General features: G+C 28.2%; 21 protein-coding genes. 2 read left to right on the plus strand and 19 right to left on the minus strand.

The window, feature by feature from the left end:
• Positions 1–220: 220 nt before the first annotated feature.
• From glmS to cdaA, 15 genes are all read right to left on the minus strand, one after another.
• Positions 221–2047, minus strand: a complete 1827-nt coding sequence (gene glmS / locus ACYUE0_RS04630; protein ID WP_460269670.1) for a glutamine--fructose-6-phosphate transaminase (isomerizing) — start codon at positions 2045–2047, stop codon at positions 221–223.
• A 703-nt stretch (positions 2048–2750) separates the two neighbouring features.
• Positions 2751–4097, minus strand: a complete 1347-nt coding sequence (glmM, locus tag ACYUE0_RS04635; protein ID WP_460269671.1) for a phosphoglucosamine mutase — start codon at positions 4095–4097, stop codon at positions 2751–2753.
• A gap of 441 nt (positions 4098–4538) precedes the next feature.
• Complete coding sequence (locus tag ACYUE0_RS04640) at positions 4539–5330, minus strand: bactofilin family protein (protein WP_460269672.1); 792 nt, start codon at positions 5328–5330, stop codon at positions 4539–4541.
• 101 nt (positions 5331–5431) lie between these two features.
• The gene (locus ACYUE0_RS04645) at positions 5432–6280 is read right to left on the minus strand and encodes a polymer-forming cytoskeletal protein (protein WP_460269673.1); all 849 of its coding nucleotides are present in this window, start codon (positions 6278–6280) and stop codon (positions 5432–5434) included.
• A gap of 692 nt (positions 6281–6972) precedes the next feature.
• The gene (locus ACYUE0_RS04650) at positions 6973–7503 is read right to left on the minus strand and encodes a 2-oxoacid:acceptor oxidoreductase family protein (RefSeq protein ID WP_061995343.1); all 531 of its coding nucleotides are present in this window, start codon (positions 7501–7503) and stop codon (positions 6973–6975) included.
• Position 7504: 1 nt separating this feature from the next.
• Positions 7505–8254, minus strand: coding sequence for a thiamine pyrophosphate-dependent enzyme (locus ACYUE0_RS04655; RefSeq protein WP_010295049.1), 750 nt, complete (start codon positions 8252–8254; stop codon positions 7505–7507).
• Complete coding sequence (locus ACYUE0_RS04660; RefSeq protein ID WP_199870434.1) at positions 8254–9324, minus strand: 3-methyl-2-oxobutanoate dehydrogenase subunit VorB; 1071 nt, start codon at positions 9322–9324, stop codon at positions 8254–8256. Before ACYUE0_RS04660 ends, ACYUE0_RS04655 begins: the two co-directional genes overlap by 1 nt.
• Positions 9325–9337: 13 nt before the next feature.
• Positions 9338–9547 (minus strand): 4Fe-4S binding protein, encoded by a 210-nt coding sequence (locus ACYUE0_RS04665; protein ID WP_010295052.1) that lies wholly within the window; start codon positions 9545–9547, stop codon positions 9338–9340.
• Positions 9548–9942: 395 nt separating this feature from the next.
• Positions 9943–10611 carry a nucleotide-binding protein gene (locus tag ACYUE0_RS04670; RefSeq protein ID WP_061995345.1) on the minus strand — a complete coding sequence of 223 codons (669 nt, stop codon included), beginning with the start codon at positions 10609–10611 and terminating at the stop codon, positions 9943–9945.
• 48 nt (positions 10612–10659) lie between these two features.
• Positions 10660–11730 carry a butyrate kinase gene (gene buk, locus ACYUE0_RS04675; protein WP_199870433.1) on the minus strand — a complete coding sequence of 357 codons (1071 nt, stop codon included), beginning with the start codon at positions 11728–11730 and terminating at the stop codon, positions 10660–10662.
• Positions 11731–11768: 38 nt separating this feature from the next.
• Positions 11769–12674, minus strand: a complete 906-nt coding sequence (gene ptb / locus ACYUE0_RS04680; RefSeq protein ID WP_010295062.1) for a phosphate butyryltransferase — start codon at positions 12672–12674, stop codon at positions 11769–11771.
• 105 nt (positions 12675–12779) lie between these two features.
• Positions 12780–13874 carry a butyrate kinase gene (buk, locus tag ACYUE0_RS04685; protein ID WP_010295065.1) on the minus strand — a complete coding sequence of 365 codons (1095 nt, stop codon included), beginning with the start codon at positions 13872–13874 and terminating at the stop codon, positions 12780–12782.
• 303 nt (positions 13875–14177) lie between these two features.
• On the minus strand, positions 14178–15782 hold the full coding sequence (locus ACYUE0_RS04690) for an NAD(P)/FAD-dependent oxidoreductase (RefSeq protein WP_460269674.1): 1605 nt from the start codon (positions 15780–15782) through the stop codon (positions 14178–14180).
• Complete coding sequence (locus ACYUE0_RS04695) at positions 15763–17010, minus strand: CdaR family protein (protein WP_061995349.1); 1248 nt, start codon at positions 17008–17010, stop codon at positions 15763–15765. The genes ACYUE0_RS04690 and ACYUE0_RS04695 overlap by 20 nt, the downstream gene beginning before the upstream one ends.
• Positions 16980–17828 (minus strand): diadenylate cyclase CdaA, encoded by an 849-nt coding sequence (cdaA, locus tag ACYUE0_RS04700; RefSeq protein ID WP_061995350.1) that lies wholly within the window; start codon positions 17826–17828, stop codon positions 16980–16982. Before cdaA ends, ACYUE0_RS04695 begins: the two co-directional genes overlap by 31 nt.
• Before the next feature lie 483 nt (positions 17829–18311).
• On the opposite strand from cdaA, the gene ACYUE0_RS04705 reads away from it, so the two are divergent.
• Together ACYUE0_RS04705 and ACYUE0_RS04710 are read left to right on the plus strand one after the other, a co-directional pair.
• Positions 18312–19295, plus strand: a complete 984-nt coding sequence (locus ACYUE0_RS04705) for a hypothetical protein (protein WP_460269675.1) — start codon at positions 18312–18314, stop codon at positions 19293–19295.
• An 84-nt stretch (positions 19296–19379) separates the two neighbouring features.
• The gene (locus ACYUE0_RS04710; protein WP_157450868.1) at positions 19380–19544 is read left to right on the plus strand and encodes a hypothetical protein; all 165 of its coding nucleotides are present in this window, start codon (positions 19380–19382) and stop codon (positions 19542–19544) included.
• Positions 19545–19657: 113 nt separating this feature from the next.
• On the opposite strand, the gene trxA is transcribed toward ACYUE0_RS04710, so the two are convergent.
• The 4 genes from trxA to ACYUE0_RS04730 form a co-directional block, all read right to left on the minus strand.
• Complete coding sequence (trxA, locus tag ACYUE0_RS04715) at positions 19658–19969, minus strand: thioredoxin (protein WP_061995352.1); 312 nt, start codon at positions 19967–19969, stop codon at positions 19658–19660.
• A 118-nt stretch (positions 19970–20087) separates the two neighbouring features.
• The gene (locus ACYUE0_RS04720; protein WP_460269676.1) at positions 20088–21377 is read right to left on the minus strand and encodes a hypothetical protein; all 1290 of its coding nucleotides are present in this window, start codon (positions 21375–21377) and stop codon (positions 20088–20090) included.
• Between the two features lie 33 nt (positions 21378–21410).
• Positions 21411–22259, minus strand: a complete 849-nt coding sequence (locus ACYUE0_RS04725) for an anti-sigma factor family protein (protein ID WP_460269677.1) — start codon at positions 22257–22259, stop codon at positions 21411–21413.
• Positions 22249–22821: an RNA polymerase sigma factor gene (locus tag ACYUE0_RS04730; protein WP_061995355.1), complete on the minus strand. Its 573-nt coding sequence runs from the start codon at positions 22819–22821 to the stop codon at positions 22249–22251. The genes ACYUE0_RS04725 and ACYUE0_RS04730 overlap by 11 nt, the downstream gene beginning before the upstream one ends.
• Between the last annotated feature and the right edge of the window lie 332 nt (positions 22822–23153).

Here is a 23153-nt window from a genome sequence, read left to right on the forward strand (position 1 = left end):
GGGACAGGCACCGGTAGTTCATTTACTTCGATTAAATATGTTGCTCTCCCAAATTATTGATTAATAAATTTATAAATCAAAGCCAGTCCCCTAAACTAGTATTCTAATTATCTTTACAATAAATTAACTTAATTTTATATACTATAGTTGTTTTTGATATAATTTTACATATAAAAAGACCGTATCAAATTTGATACGGCCTGTATTTTATCTTCTTTTATTATTCAACTGTTACTGATTTTGCTAAGTTTCTTGGCTTATCTACGTCACAGCCTTTTGCTATTGACATGTAGTAAGAGAATAATTGTAGTGGTATTACTGTTACTACTGGTGCTAGTAAGTCCATTACTCTTGGAACGTAGATTGCACTGTTAGCAGTTTTCTCTACTTCTTTGTGTCCTTCCTTAGCTATAGCGTAAACTTTTGCTCCTCTTGAAACAACTTCTTGAACGTTACTTACTGTTTTATCAAATAACTCTTCTTGTGTTCCTAAAGCTACTACAACTGTTCCTTCTTCTATTAATGCTATTGGACCATGTTTTAATTCTCCAGCAGCATATGCTTCTGAGTGAATATAAGATATTTCTTTTAATTTTAAAGAACCTTCTAGTGCTACAGCGTAGTCTAGTCCTCTTCCTAAGAAGAACATATCTTTTTCATTTACAGTTTCAGCAGTCATTTTTTCAATAGCCTCTTTACACTCAAATGCTTTTTCTACTTTTTCTGGTAGAGCTAACATCTCTTCTTTTATCTCTTCTAATTTTTCATTAGATACAGTTTCTTTATTTTGTGCAAAGAATAATGCGATTATATACATTGCTATTAATTGAGTTACATAAGCTTTAGTTGATGCAACTGCTATTTCTGGTCCTGCCCAAGTGTATAATACATCATCCGCTTCTCTTGATGCTGTACTTCCAACTACATTTGTTACAGCTATTACTCTTGCACCTTTTTCTTTTGCAAGTCTTAATGCTGACATTGTATCTGCAGTTTCTCCAGATTGGCTTATTATTATCATTAATGAATTTTCATCAATGATTGGATCTCTATATTTAAATTCTGAAGCTATATCAACTTCAACTGGTATTCTAGCTAATTTTTCTATAACGTATTTTCCAACTACTCCAGCATGGTAAGCTGTTCCACAAGCTACGATATAAACTTTGTTTAACTTCTTGATTTCTTCTTTAGTTATAGTTATATCGTCTAATTTTATTGGTTGACCTTTAACTATTCTAGATGTCATTGTATCTTTTATAGCCTTTGGTTGCTCGTGAATTTCTTTTAACATGAAGTGCTCATATCCACCTTTTTCAGCTGCATCAGCATCCCAAGTTACTTTATAAACTTCTTTTTCTATTACATTTTCATTAGAATCTACTATTTTAACGCCTTCTTTTGTTAAAATAACAAATTCTCTATCTTCTAATAGATATACATCTCTTGTTTGAGCAAGTACTGCTGGTATATCTGATGCTATAAAGCTTTCTTCTTTTCCAATACCTACTATAAGTGGGCTGTCTTTTCTTACTGCTACTAATTTGTCTGGTTCGTTTTTAGCTATAACTCCTATAGCATAACTTCCTTCCATTTTTTCAGTAGTTTTTATAACAGCTTTTAATAAATCTCCTTCATAGAAATAATCTACTAAGTTTGGTATTACCTCTGTATCAGTTTGAGATTTAAACTCATAACCTTCTGAAGTTAACCATTCTCTTAATTCTAGATAGTTTTCTATTATTCCATTATGAACAACACTTATAGTTTGTTCTTTATTAGAATGTGGATGTGAGTTAACATCTGATGGCTGTCCATGAGTAGCCCATCTAGTATGACCTATTCCTACCATTCCATGTATAGGAGACTCTTCTAATTTATTTTCAAGATTTTTTAATCTTCCTTTACATTTAGTAACTTCAATTTCTCCATTTTCGATTATTGCAACACCTGCTGAGTCATATCCTCTATACTCAAGCTTGCTTAATCCTTCAATTAGTAATGGTGCTGCTTCTCTGTTTCCAAAATAACCTACTATTCCGCACATATAAATCTTCCTCCGATATTTAAATATTTTTATTATAGGGCTTATTATAGGGTTTACAAAAAATACAAACCTACATTCCCTACATTTGAAAGGTTTTAACACCTGATTGATATTGTGACAAAAATCGCTTTTTGCTTTTATCAATCTTTAACGGTAGTGCGATACCGTGGGGCACCCGCCGAAGATTCGATACTCCCCATCCTCGTCAACTTGAAAATTTAAAAATTTCTCATAAATGAATGTTGCTATTTTAACTCTAATGTAAACACAGCCTAGCATATCCACCTATTAACAAAATTAATTTTTCCAAGTCCTGGCGCTTTTGAATTTATAGTTTAATATTAATTAAACCTCAATTTATTATATTCAACGGTATATCAATGGTCAATGGATTTTTTTTCCATGAAAATTTTCAAAAATGTTTTTTTAAATATTAGAATAATAATAATTTTAAAATATTTTTATTTATGATATACAATTTATTTTTATTCTTCTCTTTGTTCTATATTATTAAACATTTATTATGTATTATTATTCTTTTAACAGAATTAAGCTTACATTATATGATTTTATAAATATATCACTGAAATTTTAAACTAAGTTTTAAAATAAAAGAAATTCCCTTTAAATATTTATAAAAAAACTACTTTTAAAACAAATTCACATCCATTTTAAAGGTAGTTTTATACTGTCTTTATATAATTTAGTTTGCTTTTTCTTCTATTAACTTAGCTAAAGCATGTGCCATTTCATCTAATTCTTGTTGGTTTTTACCTTCAAGCATTACTCTTACTAATGGTTCTGTTCCAGAAGGTCTTATTAATACTCTTCCTTCACCTTCTAGTTTTTTCTCCATTTTAGCTATTTCATTTTTTATTTCTTCATCTTCATTGTGGATATTTTTCTTATCATTTGGAATTCTAGCATTTACTAAAACTTGTGGAAGTTCTGTCATCACTGATGCAAGATTACTTAAAGTTTTTCCACTTTCTTTAACTGTAGCTGCTAATTGTATTCCTGAAACTAGACCATCTCCAGTTGTATTATAATCTAAGAATATAACATGACCAGATTGTTCTCCACCTATACTATATCCACCTTTTTTCATTTCTTCTAAAACATATCTATCTCCAACTTTAGTTTTGATAGTTTTTATATTTTCTTCTTTTAAGGCTATATCTAAGCCTAAGTTACTCATAACAGTTACAACAACTGTATCTTTATTTAATTTTCCTTGTGCCTTTAAGTGTTTAGCTGCTATAACCATCATGAAGTCACCATTTATCAATTTACCATTTTCATCTATAGCTAAGCATCTATCAGCATCCCCATCAAATGCTAATCCTAAATCACATTTATTTTCAACTACATGTTTCATTAATTGCTCTGGATGTGTTGAACCACAATCTTTATTAATATTACATCCATCAGGAGTATTATTAATAGCAAAAACCTCTGCTCCTAATTTTTTAAGAGCTAATTCTGATGTTTTATAAGATGCACCATTAGCACAATCTATAGCAATTTTCATTCCTTTTAAATCGCCATTAACTGTAGATACTGCAAATTTAACATAATCATCTACTGCGCTATCTACAACTATTTTCTTTCCTACATTTTCACCAGTTACAACAGGTACTCCTGAAAATTTATCTTCTATTAATTTTTGTATTTCATCTTCTAATTCATCACTTAGTTTGAATCCTTCTTTGTTAAAGAATTTTATGCCATTGTATTCAACAGGATTATGAGATGCAGATATAACAACACCTGCGTCTGCACCATATTTTTTAGTTAAATATGCAATAGCAGGAGTAGGAATTACACCAACACATATAGCTTCTGCTCCTACTGAAAGTATTCCAGAAACTAATGCACTCTCTAACATATCTTTTGATATTCTAGTATCCATTCCAACTAATATTTTAGGTTTGTGCATTGTATCAGTTAAAACACACGCTCCAGCTTTTCCTAAATTATATGCAAGTTCAACTGTTAATTCACTATTAGCTATTCCTCTAACTCCATCAGTACCAAACATTCTACTCATTTGACAACCTCTTTCCTCTTATATAGTATAACAATACTAATTTAACCTAATATGCTAATATTTTAATGACAAATAAATTACATTCTCATAAATTCTATACATTATTCTTATTATTAGACACTTTTTATCAATTATTTATGTAAGAAATAAAAACAATGCATTAGATATGTTAATATACTTCACCCTTACCTTAAAATATATTATATAAAAAATGCCACATAAAAATATTAAATTTATTTTATCCCTAATGTTATAAAAAGCCACCTAAAGAGCATTCATTCTTTAAAGATGACTAAATAAACCTTATGCATATATTGTAAATTTCCTATTTAAAATATACATAAATACACAAACTACATTATAATATAAATTTTTTCTATACACAATAAGACATATTTAAATAAAACTGATGTGTACTACATCAGTTTTATTTAAAATTAATTATATTTTTATGTTGTTCACTACTTTTCCATTTTGAATAACTTTAAATTCTTCCTCATATTCAACCTTTTTAATATTGCACCCTTCACCTATAACCACAACTTTTCCTCTAACTAAATCAGCTTTAGTATTTTCCAAATATATTTTCTTACCTTCAATTTTCTTACATTCAATAGAAACTTCATTTTTCACTAACTTTTTAAGTAATCGTGAAAGTAGTTTAGAAGTATTTTCTGGCTTTTTTATATTTATTTTTTCACACTTAATATTGTTCATCTTCGATTTACTTCCTAGTGTTATACTCACATCTTGCGCATTTAACACTCCTTGGTGTACTATTCCTCCACTTAAAACAAATATATCTGTATTTATATCTTTTTTCACATGACTAGCACCTGCAATATAAACACACTCAGAATTTATGTTGCCTTCTATACTACCTACTCCGGGAAGATTGAAAATTTTACAGTTTAAATCCTTTTCTATAGAAACCTTTCCCCCTATAATTAAATCTTCTACATCTACATTCCCCTTAGTAGCTATAATACCTTGCAATTTTGCAGTTTTGCCTTTTATATTACCATCTATAGAAGCCTTTCCACTTATAACTATGTTTTTTCCTTCTATATTGCCCTTAACATTGCAGCTACCTTTAGATAAAAAATTTTTGCATGAGATATCCCCTTCAAAACACGCATTTCCAGTTATTGTAACTTTATTAAAATTTCCGCCTTTAATATTAGTTGTGTTTTGTATTTTTAAATTTTCCAATTTTTTAAAATCTAGCGCCATAACATACCTACCCCTTAATCATTTGATTTTCTATAAAACTCCTTGTCTTATTATTGATAAATCATTATAAAATCATACAGAAACCACCTACTAAATCATCTTTAGCAATTAATTTTTTCTACTTTATTAACAACACTTTCTTCCTCGCATTTATACTCATTCTTATATTCTATTAAATCTATTTCACAATTTTTACCTATTATTACATTTTCGCCTCTAACCACTTTGGCCTTTGTATTTTCTAGATAAATATAATCAGCTTCTATAGTTTCAACTTCTAATTCCATATCTAAACTCTTTGAAAAAATGCTAATAAAATCTCTTATTATAGATTTACCAAAACTTTTATTAACTTCTATTTTACTACAACCTATTTCCTTAACTCTACAAAAACCACCAAGTTTAATAAAAACCTCATCTGCATTTAACATTTGTCCTATTTCAAAGGATCCTGAAGCTTTAAAAATTTCACTTTCTACATTCTTTGAAACTTTAATTCCTCCATTTACTATTATTTCTTTACTAGTAACATTTTCATGAAAATTACATCCACCTGAAGCTCTTAAATTTTCAATTGATGCATCTTTTAAAACAGTACATCCCCCACTTATTTCAAAAATATTTGCCTTTATTTCACCTTCAATATTACAACTTCCACTAACAGACCCTTCATTACAGCTTACATTACCAATAAATTTAGAACTGCCACTAGTCTTTAAAGTATCACACTTAGCATTGCCTTTTATTTTTCCACTACCGCTCATTTTTAATTGTCCATTACTTTCAACAGAGCCATTAACCACAGTAGAACCACTGATTTTAAATTCATCACAATATATATCTCCATTTATCTTTCCTGAACCATTTGAAATAACTTTATTATACCTTCCTCCACTAGCAGTACAACTTCCAGATATAATTAAATCGCTTATTATATTTTTATTATCCACAATTTATTCCCACCTTTTCAACAAAGTTATCAACAGTTTTTGTTAATAACTTTTCTTCTATTTATCACTACCCTTATTATACACTAATTAGCGTAACATTGTTACGCTAATCTTCTTTTTTTATTGTTAAATAAATAACTATATCTATAAATAAGGATTTTTGCTTATTTCATTATAAAAAACTTAACTTTGGTTAAAAATTATAATAAATTCTACTATTTTTAGTTATAGCCATTTTCCTCTTTTAATAAAATATATAGATGGCTATACACAAAAGACATCTGAAATAGTTTATTTTCTCTAATAAATTATTTATAAATATATATATAAGGAGTTTTTATATGACTTTATTTGTTAAATATATCTTACCAATATTATTCTCTTTAACATGTTTTTTATTTATTGGTATAGCTATAAAAGTAATACTTAAGAAGTTTTTCTTTATTTGCCCTAATTGTGGTCACATCACTGCATACAATTTTAAATCCTTTACTCTATCAACAAAACGTTTTAAATATAAAATAATTTCTTGTCCTAAATGTAATTTTAAAGACTACGTGAAGGAAACCAACAATAAGGCTTCCTCTTTTTAACTACTTAAAACAAAAGACTATCTAAACATAGAATTAAAATTCTATGTTTAGATAGTCCCTTTTATTTATATACTTATTAACTTCAACTATTTCGCTTAATTATTTAACATAATTTGCGCCTAGTTCTAAGGCCTTTTTATTAACCTCAAAGAACTTCTCTTTTCCGTGAGATTTTAATGCAGCTAACAGTTCATCCATTGTAACTATTTTAGTTTTTGCAACTAATGCACCTAAAAGTATCATGTTTGCTATTTTACTACTTCCTAATTTAGTTGCTTCTGTTTGTGCTGGTATTCTTAATATTTCAATATCGCTTCTTTCTGGCTCTCTATCTACTAAATCACTATCTATTATTAATAGTCCACCTTTTACTAAATCATTCTCAAATTTGTCTAAAGAAGGTCTATTCATTACTACTACTGTAGACGGATTAGTAACTACTGGTGATCCTACTTCATCATCAGTAACTATTACTGAACAGTTTGCAGTTCCCCCTCTCATTTCTGGTCCATATGATGGCAACCATGAAACATTTTTATCTGCATCCATACCTGCATAAGCTAAAAACTTACCCATTGAAAGTATTCCTTGTCCACCAAAACCTGCAAAAATTATATCTTGTGATGCCATATTATTTCACCTCCTCTGTATTATCTTTTTTTACTCCTAAAGTATAGTGTGGCATCATATTGTTTCTTAACCACTCCATAGATTCATTAGGAGATAAACCCCAGTTAGTTGGGCAAATTGATAATACTTCTACTAGTGAAAATCCTTTTCCTGCTATAGCATTTTCAAATGCTTTTTTTATAGCTTTTTTAGCTTTATTAACATTTGGAACACTATCAACAGAAACTCTTTCTACATAACAAGCTCCATCTAAAGTTGCTATCATCTCTGATACTCTTATAGGATGTCCTTGAATGTTTACATCTCTTCCATAAGGAGATGTTTCTGTAACTTGTCCTGGTAATGTAGTTGGTGCCATTTGGCCACCAGTCATACCATATATACAGTTATTTACAAATATAGTTACTATATTTTCGCCTCTTGTTGCAGCATGAACTATCTCAGCTGTACCTATAGCTGCTAAATCTCCATCACCTTGATATGTGAATACTACAGCATCTGGATTAGATCTTTTTATTCCTGTTGCTACAGCAGGTGCTCTACCGTGAGCTGCCTCAAACATATCACATGCAAAATAATCATAAGCTAAAACAGAACATCCAACAGGAGCAACTCCTATTGTTTTATCTATAACATTTAATTCATCTAAAACTTCTCCTACTAATCTATGAATAACTCCATGAGTACATCCTGGACAATAGTGAGTAGGAACATCTAATAATGCTTTTGTTGGTTCAAATACTATAGCCATTATTTAGCACCTCCTACTAGTTCTTTAACTTTTGAAAGTATTTCTTCTGGTGTTGGAACCATTCCACCACTTCTGCCAAAGAAATTTACTGGTTTCTTGCCTTCAACTGCTAATCTAACATCTTCAACCATTTGTCCACAACTTAACTCAACTGATAAATATCCATGTTTTGTTGAATTTACAGTTTTATCAAAGGCTTCTGTTGGGAATGGCCATAATGTTATAGGTCTAATTAAACCTAATTTTATACCTTCTTTTTCAGCCATTTTAACAACATTTTTACAAATTCTTGATGTTGTTCCATAAGCAACTAACACTAAATCATTTTCTCTATCACAGTTAAATAATTCATATTTAACTTCATTTTCTTTTATAGTTTTATATTTTTCTTGTAAATGCTTATTATGTTCTTCTAATACTTCTGCTTTTAAGTACAGAGAATTTATTACATTGTGTTTTTTTCTTCCATGCAATCCATTAGCAGCCCAAGTTTTTTCAGGTAATTGTTTTTCTTCTCTTTCTTTAAATTGAACTGGCTCCATCATTTGACCAATCATTCCATCTCCCATTATCATTACAGGAGTTCTATACATTTCTGCAACATCAAATGCTTCTTGTACCATATCAACCATTTCTTGTATAGAAGCTGGTGCAAATACTGGCATGTTAAAATCTCCATGTCCGCCACCTTTGGTAGCTTGGAAATAATCTGATTGTGCTGGTTGTATACTACCAAGTCCAGGGCCTCCTCTTACTATGTTTATAATTACACATGGTAATTCAGCTCCTGCTATATATGAAATTCCTTCTGCTTTTAAGCTTATTCCTGGAGAACTTGAAGATGTCATACATCTAACTCCAGTTCCTGCTGCTCCATAAACCATGTTAACAGCTGCAATTTCACTCTCAGCTTGAAGGAATACTCTTCCTATTTTTGGCATCTTTCTTGAAAGATATGCTGATATTTCAGTTTGTGGTGTTATTGGGTATCCAAAGAAGCACTTACAACCTGCTTTTATAGCAGCTTCGCCAATAGCTTCATTACCCTTCATTAAAATTTTATCTGCCATGAAATAACCCTCCTTATTTTTCAACTGTAATTACAAGATCTGGACACATTTTTGCACATGATGCACACCCTATGCATTCAGCTTGTTTTTCTTCTATTACTGTTGCTGGATGATATCCTTTTACATTTAACCCTTGAGAAAAACTTATTATATTTTTAGGACATACCACGATGCAATTTCCACAACCTTTGCATCTTTCTTCTCTGAAGCTAACCTTTGCCATAACTTTCCCTCCTTATAATGTTGCAACTTCAATATAAAATATATATACAAAGATAATTTTATATATCTAAGCTACCCATATTTTTAAATCTTCAAATAACACTTAATTCCAAATCATGCTTGTACTTTTATTGTAACTCTATTTTGAATACGTTGTCAATTCAGTTTATTAATAATATTCTAACAATTCGTTAAATTCTATTTTATAATTTTTTTGTATTTAGAACTTTCATTATATTTTTATTGTAAACCACGTAAAAATACTATAGAACTTTTAGTTGACTAGGTCTATATTAACTTTATGCAAATCAGCTTTATATAATTACTTATATAAAAAATTAATCATATTTCCTATAATATTTAACTTATTATAGGAAATATGATTTTACTTTTCTGTTATTTTCTCCAAGGTGGTAGCATGTATATTTTTATAGGAAATACTTCAGCGCTAACGCTATCTTTCACTTCATCAACCATATCAGTTGTGCAAACTGTAAATTGATGAGGTATGTTAATTTCCTTTGATAAATTCGCAACATACTTATCACCTTTTAAAATATGCTCTTTAGTTGTTTCATAAGATAAGTTTGTATTAGACACTAAATGTGTAACTTGTAACCTTGATGCCTTTTGTATAGCATCTATATATTCTTTAACACCTTTATCATCACATGTAAGTGGTCTGTTATTATTTATGACAAAGTACATATCATACGGTTCTTCTTTAAAAAACTTATTATATTGGCCAAGTCCTACAGCTCCTGCATCATCTCCACCAACATCAAAAACAACCTCATAACTTTTATCATTAAAAACAGCCATAACTTCAGCTGGAACAACCATTAGCTCAGCATTCACATACTCAGGATTAGATGATATTACTCTTATGTTATAATTTTCTTCTAAATCCTTTTTTAAGTCTCTTACACAGAAATAAGGATTTACAATATCTAAATCAACTATAGCAACTTTTTCACCTTTTTTCGCCAAATCAATTGCATAATTTATTGCTATTTCAGTTTTTCCACTACCAAAATGACCTGTAAAAACCCTAATTCTACTCATATTATCACCTTTTCTCTTTAGATACTAACTATCTAAAAATTATTTAGCTTATTTATATTCCTTAGCTGTTTCTTCGCCATTTAATACTCTTAATCCACCTTCTGCTAATGCTAATAATTCATCTTCTCCTGGGTAAACAACTACTTGAGAAATAAATTCTACTCTCTCTTTAATATAACTTACCATAGCTTTTGAATAAGCTATACCACCTGTAAGTATAATAGCATCAACTTTTCCTTTTAATACTGCAGCACATACGCCTATTTCTTTAGCTGTTTGATATCCCATAGCATCAAATATTAATTTAGATTTTTCATCTCCAGCAGCAGCATCATCATCTACTTTTTTAGCATCATTAGTATTTAAATATGCTACTATTCCACCTTTACCTGTTATTTTCTTATTTATTTCATCTTTAGTGTATTTACCACTAAAACACATGTTTACTAAATCTCCTATTGGCACTCCACCACTTCTTTCTGGTGAAAATGGTCCATCTCCATGTAATGCATTATTTACATCGATAACTCTTCCATGGTTGTGTGCTCCAACAGAAACTCCACCACCCATATGTGCAATTATTAAATTTAGATCTTCATAATTTTTGCCAGTTTCTTTAGCAAATCTTCTTGCTACTGCCTTTTGATTTAGTGCATGAAATATACTTTTTCTTTCTATTTCTGGAATTCCTGATATTCTTGCAACATCAGATAATTCATCAACAACAACTGGATCAATTATGAATGATCTTATGTTTAAGTCATTTGCAATTTCACGCGCAATAATTCCACCTAAGTTAGATGCGTGTTGTCCTTGAACTCCAACTTTTAAATCTTCTATCATGGAATCATTTATTTCATAAGTTCCACCTTCTATTGGTTTTAAAAGTCCACCTCTACCAACTACTGCGTTTAATTCTTTAATATCAAATTTTTTATCTTTTAATACATTTAGAATAACTTCTTTTCTAAAATTAAACTGATCATATATATTTTTATATTTTCCTATTTCCTCTGAAGTGTGTCTTAATGTCTCTACTAATACAGGTTTTGTATCTTCATAAACCCCTATTTTTGTTGAAGTTGAACCTGGATTAATTATAAGTAACTTAAATGCCATAACTTTTTTCCCTCCTAAAATTGTAACGTGATTAAACCCTATTTATTGTGAGCAACTAACGCTGCTAGTGCTATTGAATTCATTTTTGTCTCTGGTGAATCTGCTCTTGAAGTAACTATAACCGGTGCAGCTGCCCCTGCTAATAATCCTCCATTTTTAGATTCAGTTGTGTATGTTAAACATTTATACATTGCATTACCTGCTTCTATATTTGCCATTAAAAGTATATCTGCATGACCTGCAACTGGTCCTGAAACACCTTTATGTTTTGCTGCTTCTTCTGATAAAGCATTATCTAACGCTAATGGTCCATCAACTATACAACCTTTAATTTGTCCCCTATTGTTCATAGCTGTTAAAGCTGCTGCATCTAAAGTTGCTGGCATTGCCTCATTTACAACTTCTACTGCACATATTGGTGCTACTTTTGGTGTTTCTATACCAATTGCTTTTGCAACCTTAACTGCATTATTTATAATGTCTACTTTTTCTTTTAGTTCAGGATACATATTAAATGCTGCATCTGTTAAGAATATCATCCTGTCATATCCAGGTATTTCAAAAACAGCTATATGAGACATTTGTTTTCCTGCTCTTAATCCCACTTCCTTGTTTAATACAGCTCTTAAAAATGATGCTGTATCAATTAATCCTTTCATCATCATGTCAGCTTTTCCACTTGAAACTAGTTCAACTGCTTTTAATGCTGCTTTTTTTGCATTTTTTTCATCTACTATTTCAAATTCATTCATATCCATTCCAATTTTTTCACCAATTGAAATTATTTTTTCTTTGTCTCCCACCAAAACTGCGTCTGCTATTTTATTATTTTTAGCATCCCTTATAGCCTCTAAAACTGGCTCATCTTGAGCCACAGCTACTGCTACCTTTTTCATCGGTTGTGCTTTAACTTTTTCAATAATTTGTTTAAATGAATTTGCCATTTATTTATCCTCCCCATGATTTTATATATATAAAGATAAATAAAACTATAAAAATTTTTAAATTGTGATTTATACTATTTTATTTATCAATATTACAAATTTATATTATTTTAAAGTCAAAATCTCTTGTTCATATATTTTGCTCTTTTCTTCACCATTTAAAATTCTTAATGCTCCTTGTGCAAGTGCAAGCATTTCATCTTCCCCTGGTACTAAAACTATGTCTGCTATAAATTCAACTTGTTCTTTAATCCAATCCATAAGTCTTTTATTATGAGCTAGTCCACCTGTAATTATTATATTATCCACTTTTCCTTTAATCACAGTTGACATTGCACCTATTTCCTTTGCTATTTGATATGCCATAGCCTTTAAAATAAGTTCCGCTTTTTTATCCCCTTTGTCTATCATTGAATCTACAATTCTTCCATCATTAGTTCCAAGATACGCAACAAGCCCACCTTGTCCACTTATTAGTTTTGCTAATTCTTTATGAGTGTATTTACCACTAAAGGCCATTTCTACAGTGTCACGTACTGGTAATGATCCACTTCTTTCTGGTGAAAATGGACCTTCATGATTAGCATTATTACAATCAAGTAACTTTCCATCTTTAAATGGTGAAATAGATATTCCTCCACCTAAATGAGCAATAACAAAGTTTGACTTATAAAAATCTAAACCTTTATCGGCACAAACTCTTCTCGCAACTGCTTTCATGTTTAAAGCATGTACTAAAGAGCGTCTTGGTATTTCTGGCATGCCTGATATTCTAGCCTCATCACATATTTCATCTACTGCAACTGGATCTACTATATAAGCTTTTATATTTACTTTTTTTGCTATTTCATTTGATATTATTCCACCTAAATTAGATGCATGTTGTCCCTGTATTCCTATTTTTAAATCTTCAATCATTTTTGCCGAAACTTCATATGTTCCACCTGGCATTGATCTTAGAAGGCCACCCCTTCCAACAACAGCTGCTAATTCGTTTAACTTTACCCCTTTTTCATCTAACCATTGAAGTATAACCTTTACTCTCATGTCCTTTTGGGCATATATTGTTTCAAATTTGTTAATTTCCTTAATATCATGACTTAAACTCGTTGATACTATGCAATCATTTTCTTTAAATATAGCTAATTTTGTTGATGTAGAACCTGGATTGATAACTAAAACATAAGATTTTTTTGCCATAATTAATACCCCCAATTTATTTGAAATTTTTACATTAAATTAATTTAGTATGTTAATATTAAAACAAACTAATCTAAATATTAAAATTAATTTAACTATATAAAAATTTCTGAATCTTAATCGCATTTTTTTATTATATATTAAACTTTTATATTTATATATTTAAATTTTAATGCAATTTTATATATCTAAATCCAACTAGAATACGTATCTAGTTGGATTATAATACACTTTTTTACCTTGTTTAATTTTCCCCTAATAATATTTTAACAAATTAGTTACATAAATATCAATAAAAATAATCTAATAATTAGGTATATTATATTTTTTAATTACATTTTCTGCAACTTTTAGTCCATCTATTGCTGCAGATATAATTCCACCTGCATATCCTGCACCTTCTCCTGCAGGGTATAAACCTTTTGTTGATATACTAACATCTTCTTCATTTCTGCTTATTCTAACTGGTGATGAAGTTCTAGTTTCTACTCCAGTGAATATAGCTCCACCTTCTGCAAATCCACGTATTCTTCTATTAAATACTGGCATAGATTCTTTTATTGAATCTACAACATATTTAGGTATACAGTTTTTAAGTTCGCTAAATTCTACGCCTGGAGCATATGTTGGAGTTACTCCTTTTAATTTAGTGGATTTTCTATCATTTAAAAAATCTTCAACTAGCTGTACAGGTGCATTATAGTTTTTACCACCTACTTCATAAGCTAATCTTTCATATTTTCTTTGAAATTCTATTCCTGCAATAGGAGAATCACTTCCAAAATCATCTGGTCCAACAGAAACAACTATAGCTGAATTGGCATTCACATTATCTCTTTTATAGTTGCTCATACCATTTACCACAACTGTATTTTCTTCTGATGCTGCTGCAACTACATGACCACCTGGACACATACAAAAACTATATACTCCTCTACCTGTTGATTTAGCTGTATTTGTTAATTTATACTCTGCAGCTTTTAATCTTGGATGATCTTTGTATTTTCCATATTGATTTTCGTTTATTAAATCTTGAGGATGTTCAACTCTAAATCCTATTGAAAAAGGCTTAGACATCATAAAAATTCCTCTTTTAAATAACATTTCATATGTATCTCTTGCACTATGTCCTATTGCTAAAATTAATACTTCACAAGGTATCTTTTCACCATTCACAACTATTTCTTTAACATTGTTATCTTTAATAATAATATCCTCAAGTTTAGATTTAAACCTAACTTCTCCACCTAATTTTATTATTTCTTTACGTATTGTTTTTACTACATTTTTTAAAATATCTGTTCCTATATGAGGCTTTGCCATATATAAAATTTCCTCTGGAGCTCCAGCTTTAACAAGTTCCTCTAAAACATATGCACCCCTATAATCTTTTGTTCTAGTAGTTAGTTTTCCATCCGAAAAAGTACCTGCGCCACCTTCTCCAAATTGAACATTAGACTGAACATTAATCTTTCCGTTTTCCCAAAAATTATTAACAGCTAATGTTCTAGCATCAACATCTTCTCCACGTTCTATTATAATTGGCTTGTATCCTTTTTGAGCCATAATAAGACCAGCAAAAAGTCCTGCTGGCCCCATACCTACAATAATTGGTCTAGTATTTAATTTTTCTGACCCAAATTCTATTTCAGCATTATATTTAACATTTTCTATTGTTACATCCTTATCATTAGCCTTTTTTGCTACTTTTTCTAAATTATCACAAGCAATCTCTACTGCATAATTAAATTTTATATTATCTTTTTTTCTAGCATCAATAGACTCTTTACATATTCTAAAATTCTTTATATCTTTTTCACTTAATTTTAGTTTTTTGGCTGCTTTTGTTTTTAACGTATTTATATCTTCCTCTATACTTAAAGATAAATTATTCACCTTTATCCACATTTTCTTTATCTTCCTCCGAATTTTTCTTTATAGTTACTTTTACACTTTCTAAACTTTGAGATACCTTTCTTAGATTATCAGGTATACCTACTATATTTATAGGCAAAGTGTGTTCTCCTTCTGCAAGTCCAGTTAAATCTATATTGGCACTTATTTTACTTGCATCTAAACTATTTATATCTGCTTCACTTCCAGATAAAACTATTTGCACTGTATCTTGTCCTAATGTTATTGTAGATTTTTCTGGTGGATTTGTATAATTTATAGGTACACTAACATTCTTTTGTAATGTTTTATTTACTACAACATTTATTTTAACATTTACTGTATCTGTTGATAGTTTTAAATTATCAGGAATTTGTAATTTTACTTGTAATGTTGTACTTTCAGATATTTGACTTAAATCTATTGGAGATGTATAAATCACCCCTACATCTGCAAGTTGATTACCATCTCCAGATATTTCAACATTTTTAGGTTCTACTTCTACACTTTGCAATGACCCATTATTTACAGCACCAGTAACCTTTGCTTCTACTGGTACTATCTTACCTTTACTTATGGGTATTTTTACATTTGCATTAGTCTCTGAAAGTGTAACTTCTTTTACCACATTTCCATTTGCATCCACAGCATATAATTCTGCTGACTTATTAACATCACTTTCTATTGATGCTGCATCTACATTAGCAACAACACCTGTAACTTTATCAACAAATTGTTTTGCACCATAAACATTAATAGTTTTAGGTTCTACGGTAGCTTCTCCAGCATGTATACCTGCTGGCAAATCACCTAATATATTAGGTGTTATCGGTAATTCTTTTTCTTCTAAGTTATCTATTTGAATCTTAATCCAAAGATTTTCGCTGTTTACAATACTTATATTGTTTGGAGCTTCTTTTATTTCAACTGGAATTGTATTTTCTCCAGCTTTCAAAGCATATTTACTCAAATCTGCAACTATTTTAAAGTCTTTTGTTTTATTTATTTGATATACAGATGTAGCTGCACCCTTTACAGTCAGACTTATATTAAATTCTTGATTTGGCAAAAGTACTAATTTATTTTCCTCTAGTACTTCTATATTAGTTATTTCTACTGGTACATATCTTATTACATGATTAGTTAATGGATTTTGTATATTTCTTATATATAACCATAGTACAAAGGAGGCAATTACACAACAAACTCTAATTAAAACGTCTTGTCTTTTCGCTTTATCCATCTTTTAACCCTCTCTTTAAATGTTTCCTTATTCTTATTCCTACTTTTCATAATTTTAACGAGAATAGTTTTTAACTTTTCTCCATCATAATGTCTAAGTAGCCTTCCATTAACCGCTAAAGAAATAACACCTGTTTCCTCTGATACTATTATAGTTAAACAATCTGTTAATTCTGTAACACCTATACCAGCCCTATGTCTAGTTCCTAATTGCTTGTTAAGTTTATCATTATTAGTAAGCGGTAAAAAGCATCCTGCTGCTTCTATTCTGTCATTTTTTATTACTGTGGCACCATCATGTAATGGTGTATTTACCACAAATATATTTTGTAGTAATGCAGAGGATACAACAGCATCTATTTTTGTCCCTGTTTTTATTATGTCTCCCAGTCCTGTTTTTTGTTCAATTAAAATAAGTGCTCCGATTTTATCCTTTGCAAGAGCTTCAACAGCATCAACTATTTCATTTACAACATTATTCATAACTTCTTCGTCTTCATATATTATTTTATCCACAAAAGACGTTCTTCCTAAATGCTCTAATGCCTTTCTTACTTCTGGTTGGAATATAATAACAATAGTGATAACTCCTATTGTTATAGTGTTACTTAATATCCAACTTAACATAGTTAAATTGAAAAATTCACTAATAGGGATTAATAAAAATATTAGTAACACACCTTTTAAAAGTTGTTCTGCCCTAGTTTCCTTTATAAGAATATACCCTTTATAAAAAATTATGGATACAACTAGAACATCGATAGCCGAAGATATGCTAAATCCTTTTAGGCTATTCATAAATAAATTAAAACCCTCCATTGCTGCCTCACCTCTCTATTTTACCTTTATCTTTTATTAAAATTATATGAAATAATCTTGTATTACATAATCAAAAAACTAAATATTTATTTGACAAATAAATATTTATATATACATATAATTATACACTATTACCTTTATTTATAATACATTATCCAATTTATTTTTTATAAATTCTTATTATATCCCCCTATAATTTTTTTAAAAATCTATTAACACTTTAGTAACAAGGATGCCCCTTTATTTTTCTATAAAAAATACTACTTATAATAAATTTATTAACAAATTATAAATTTTATCACTGCTAAAATTTTATTATTATCTAATGAATATTTTACGTTACAAATTAATATATGTTTATTAGCAATGAAATAACTTTTAAGTGCTTTATCTTTAAAATGCACCTAATTTAAAATTTTTAATACAATTTTCTTAAATAAATTTTTAATTTAATCTTATTTATAATAACAGGAGGATTTTTAAATGAACATAATTATATCAGACAAGAAAAATAAACTTCTTATTTATTTATTAATTATAGTGGGTTCAATATCTTTATTTTGTTTAAGCTTTAATATATTTAAAGAAAAGTCATTACCAACTTCCTTTTCTTCACATTCCATATCCGCTATTCTTGAAGATGTACAAGCTATAAATAATAAGTGTAATTCCTTTTGTAAGAATGGTGACTTAGACTGTGAGCTAGCTCTAAAAAATATATCAAATATAAAAACAAATTTATCTAAACTAAAAAATAATTTATCATCTTCTGATGAAAAACAAAAATCTTTAATAAATGCACTAGATAATAATATACTTATTTATGACCAAATGTATTCTATGCTAAAAAATTTCAAAGCTAGTGATATTGAAGTATCTTCAAAAAATCTAAGGACGTATCATAATACTGCTAATAATATATATTCCAACTTAGGCAATAATAATGTATTGAAAGATACTTTTTATGCAATAGAAAGCACTATAAATTACTGTTTTGAAAATAATGTTAAGGATAAAGAAAAAGATATAAAAAATGATCAAGCCGCTCTATTTGTTTCATCTTTAGATACAATAATATCTTCTTTTGAAAAATCTATGGAAGATTTAAATTCCCTTACTAAGGATGCTAGGAATAATAAAATAACCTATGAACTAGCTATATCTAAAGTTGATGATAAAATTAAATCTCTAGAAAGTTTTAATTCAGAGTTAAGAAAACTATCAATACCTAACAAAGGAACCATTTCTTATGAGAAACTAATATCATCTTTAAATGAATATGATAATTATCTAGCAAGTTTTAAATATGCACTATCTATGGAGAAAATGTACTCAGATAATAAAGAATATTCTAATGATTTTTTTGATTCTCTTTACTCAACTTCAAAAGATTATTTAAATAGTTTTCAAACTTATTATGACAAATTTAAAAATTCCTATTTCCAGTATAAATCTGATGTTTTATAGGTGAAAATAATAATATTTAAAGATTTATGTATTATTTTTTATATTAAGGTAAAACTACTTTTATATTAAAGAGGTGATTATATAATGAAAAACTTAGTTTTAAAATTTTTAATTTTATCCTTTTTAACTAGTTTTGGATCTATTTCATTTGTTAATAATGATTTATACGAAGAAACCCTTATAAAATTTAATGGTAAATCAACAGAAGTTTTTACGACCACTAATGAATTTGACTATAATGAAATGTAATTAGTATATTGCTATTAAAATATAAAAAACCCAATTCGAAATTGGGTTTTTTTACTTTAGGCATAATCAAATAAATAATAGACCAGTATTCTTGCCTATTATTTAATTATGCCTTATATATGCTTTTCTATTATTGCTTTTAAATCATCTTTATCTTTATATCCTATAGATGTATCTACTACTTCACCATTTTTTATTATTTTTATAGTTGGTATGCTCATAACTTTAAATTGTCTTGCCAATGAAGAATTATCCTCTACATTTACCTTTGCAAATACAGCATCGGGCATCTCATGTGAAAGTTGTTCTATAACTGGAGCTAATCTTTGACATGGGCCACACCAAGTTGCCCAAAAATCAACCACTATTGGTTTTTCACTATTCATTATTTCTGAACTAAAATTTTCTTCCTTTAATTCTATCATAAAAATACCTCCAACATTATATTGTAAAACTTAAGCGTAGAACAAATTAAATATATCCATATAATAATTTGTATATAACTTAAGATTTTAACTTAACCTAAAATATAATTTTTTATTGTTATTTGTTGATTATTTCTTTTATTTTAGAATTGTTATATTGTGATTCTGAATAATTATAAGATATATCACTAGCATATTGTTTAGCCTTATCTAAATCTATATCTTTATTTAAAATAGCTAGTTTATAAATTACTCCTTCTATATAACTGCCCTCTTTGTATTTGTTATTATATTCTTCATACCATTTTAACGCATTAGCTATGTCACTTTGACTTTCATAACTTACAGCCATCATATAAATTATATGTTCATTCAAATATATTCCATCACTATATTTATACACTTTATTTAATGTATTGATACTACTTTTATAATCTTTTTTGCTCATATATTCTAATGCTTTTTTATAGTAACTTTCAACTGCTTCTGAATTAATTAGTTCCATTCCTTTTATGTATAATGTCTTATCATTAACATTAAGTTCATCTACCTTAAATTCATTTAAATCTTTTATAATTGCTTCATAATCTTTATTAGATAAGGCTGTATTAAACTCATTAAATGGAAACACTTTCTTCTCTTTAACTTTTTCTTTACTGTTGTCTTCTACTACTTTTTCATCTATTTTTTCATCTTTCTTATTTTCTACATCATTCTTTTCACTTTTAACATTCTCTTCAATTTTTTCCTTTTGATTTTTACTATCCGCTTCATCTTTTAATGCCATATTACTATTGCCCATAAATGCAAAGTAATATGTTCCACTTGTAATAAGTAAAAATATACCTACTGTAGCTAATATAGCTATTATCTTTTTCTGCTTTAATCTATCTTTGTGTTTTATTGCACCTATTTCTTGTAGTGAGTTAATTATCTCATAAGAAAATTTATTGTTATTGTCAAAATTTAATACCTGTTTAACATGATAATAAGCAGTATCATATTCACCTAATCTTACATAGCAAAGAGCTATATTATTATATAAGTTAATAAAGTTAAAATGTGAATCTTTTAATCCTTCAAATATATTCAGTGCATCTTTTACCTTAATTTCTTTTAAAAGTCGTTGTCCTTCCCTAAATTTTTGAAGTCTTTCTCTATCATTCCTACTATCGTTTAAATATTTTCTTGATATTTCATCACTATTTGCTTTTAAATTTATTTTCCATTGATTTCTTCCACTTTCCAAATCACCCTTTAAATAATATATAAGTCCTTTTAAATTCAATGAAGCGGAATTTCCTCTGTCTTCCTTTAAACTTTTATTACAGTAATCAATGGCCTTTGACAGATTCCCCATATCATAATTTTTTATAGCTTTCGCATAATATCTTTTGCTTTTTTCCATATAAATCACCACCCTAATTTCTCAATCCCCAATTTAAAATTTTATAGTTTCAACTTTCTCTAAATAATTTTTCATTTTTTCATCTAAATACTCTTTTATAGTAATATCTATATGATTTTCTTTAACTTTTACTTCTTCTATTTCTATAAGTGCATTATCTGCTTCATAAATAACTTCTTCATTAAAATTATCGGTATTTAACTTAATAACCTTTTTACCTAAAATCATATTATTTTTATCTATTCCAGTTGTTACCAATAAATCCTCATTATTATACCACTGAGCATTAATCATAACTTTACTATCCTCATTTTTTAATAAATCCAATTTATTTATATCATTTGAATTATAGTCCCTAATTAATAAAACGTATCTTTCTTGAAATTCTTCAATCAATGCAAACTCTTTAGTTTTTTCTTTATTATAAAACCATCTTATATCATCATCATATGTTTTTACTTTTATATTTTTGAAAAATTTATTTTTATTTTCAATTGAATAATTGCTTGGCTCAACTGATTTTGTTTTTAAATCTTTATCTTGAAAACTGTTAACATTAATATTTTTTAATGCAATAAATACAATAAATAAACATGCCGCTGACAAAGCTAACATCTTATTTTTATTTAAAAATACTTTCTTCTTTTTAGTATATTTATTTTTATCTATGGATTCCATTACATTGTTTTTAATTCTTTCTAAATTTATTTCATCTAAAGAACATATATTTTTAAATTCTTCCTCTAGTAATAGTTCTTCCTTATATATTTTTTTGCATTTTTCACAAGTTGAGATATGGTTTTTTACTATTATTTCTTCTTTTTCATCTAATAAACCATTTATATACAATGAAATTTTTTCTTTATCTAAATTACAATTCATATCTCTCAACTCCTTTTCCACTTTTATATTTTTTAAAATTTTCTCTTGCTTTATAAAATCTTTTTTTCACTGTAGATTCTGGCATGTCTATTTCTTTTCCAATTTCACTAAAAGTCTTTTTATATTTGTATTTTAAGTAAATAATTTGTCTATCCATATCTTTTAAATTATTTATATAATCTAGTAATATTTCTCTTGTTTCTTTATATTCTATAAATTCTTCTGGTGATATATTTACAGACTCTAACTCCTTTACAGAATCTATACTTTGTTCCTTTATTAATTTGTTTTTCCTAATATAGTCTATAGTTTTATTTTTAGCGATTTTAAGTATCCATGTAGAAAACTTGTATTTACTATCATATAAGTATAATTTATTATAAACTGTTATAAACACCTCTTGAGTTATATCCTCAGAAAGATGCTGCTCTTTTAACATACTATATATAAACTGAAAAACAATATTTCCATACTTATCAACAATAATCTCAAAATCTTTGGTATTACCATCAAGCACACTATTGACTAAGTTAATATCACTTAAAACATCAACTGTGGTCATAAACTTACCTCTTTCTATATAAATTTTCTATTAGACATATGAAAATAAATAAAAAGTCAAAGATTCAAAGCTATTTGCACTGAATATTGGCTTATTATATATTTGATTATGCCTTAATAAATCAACTTTTATGTATTGTCTACGATTATAGGGTTCCAAGCATGTGCGTAAAGCTAAGCCACYTTATTCCAATAAAATATTTTTCTTTTAAGCTTTTAATACATTATGTAATAATAAAGATTTTAAATAAGCTATTCATTGAAAATTGATTTAGAAACTCTTATAGATTTTTGTTTGATTTTTTTGACCTAATCCAAGGACGGATTAGCCGG

Source organism: Clostridium sp. CTA-19, from assembly GCF_054767855.1.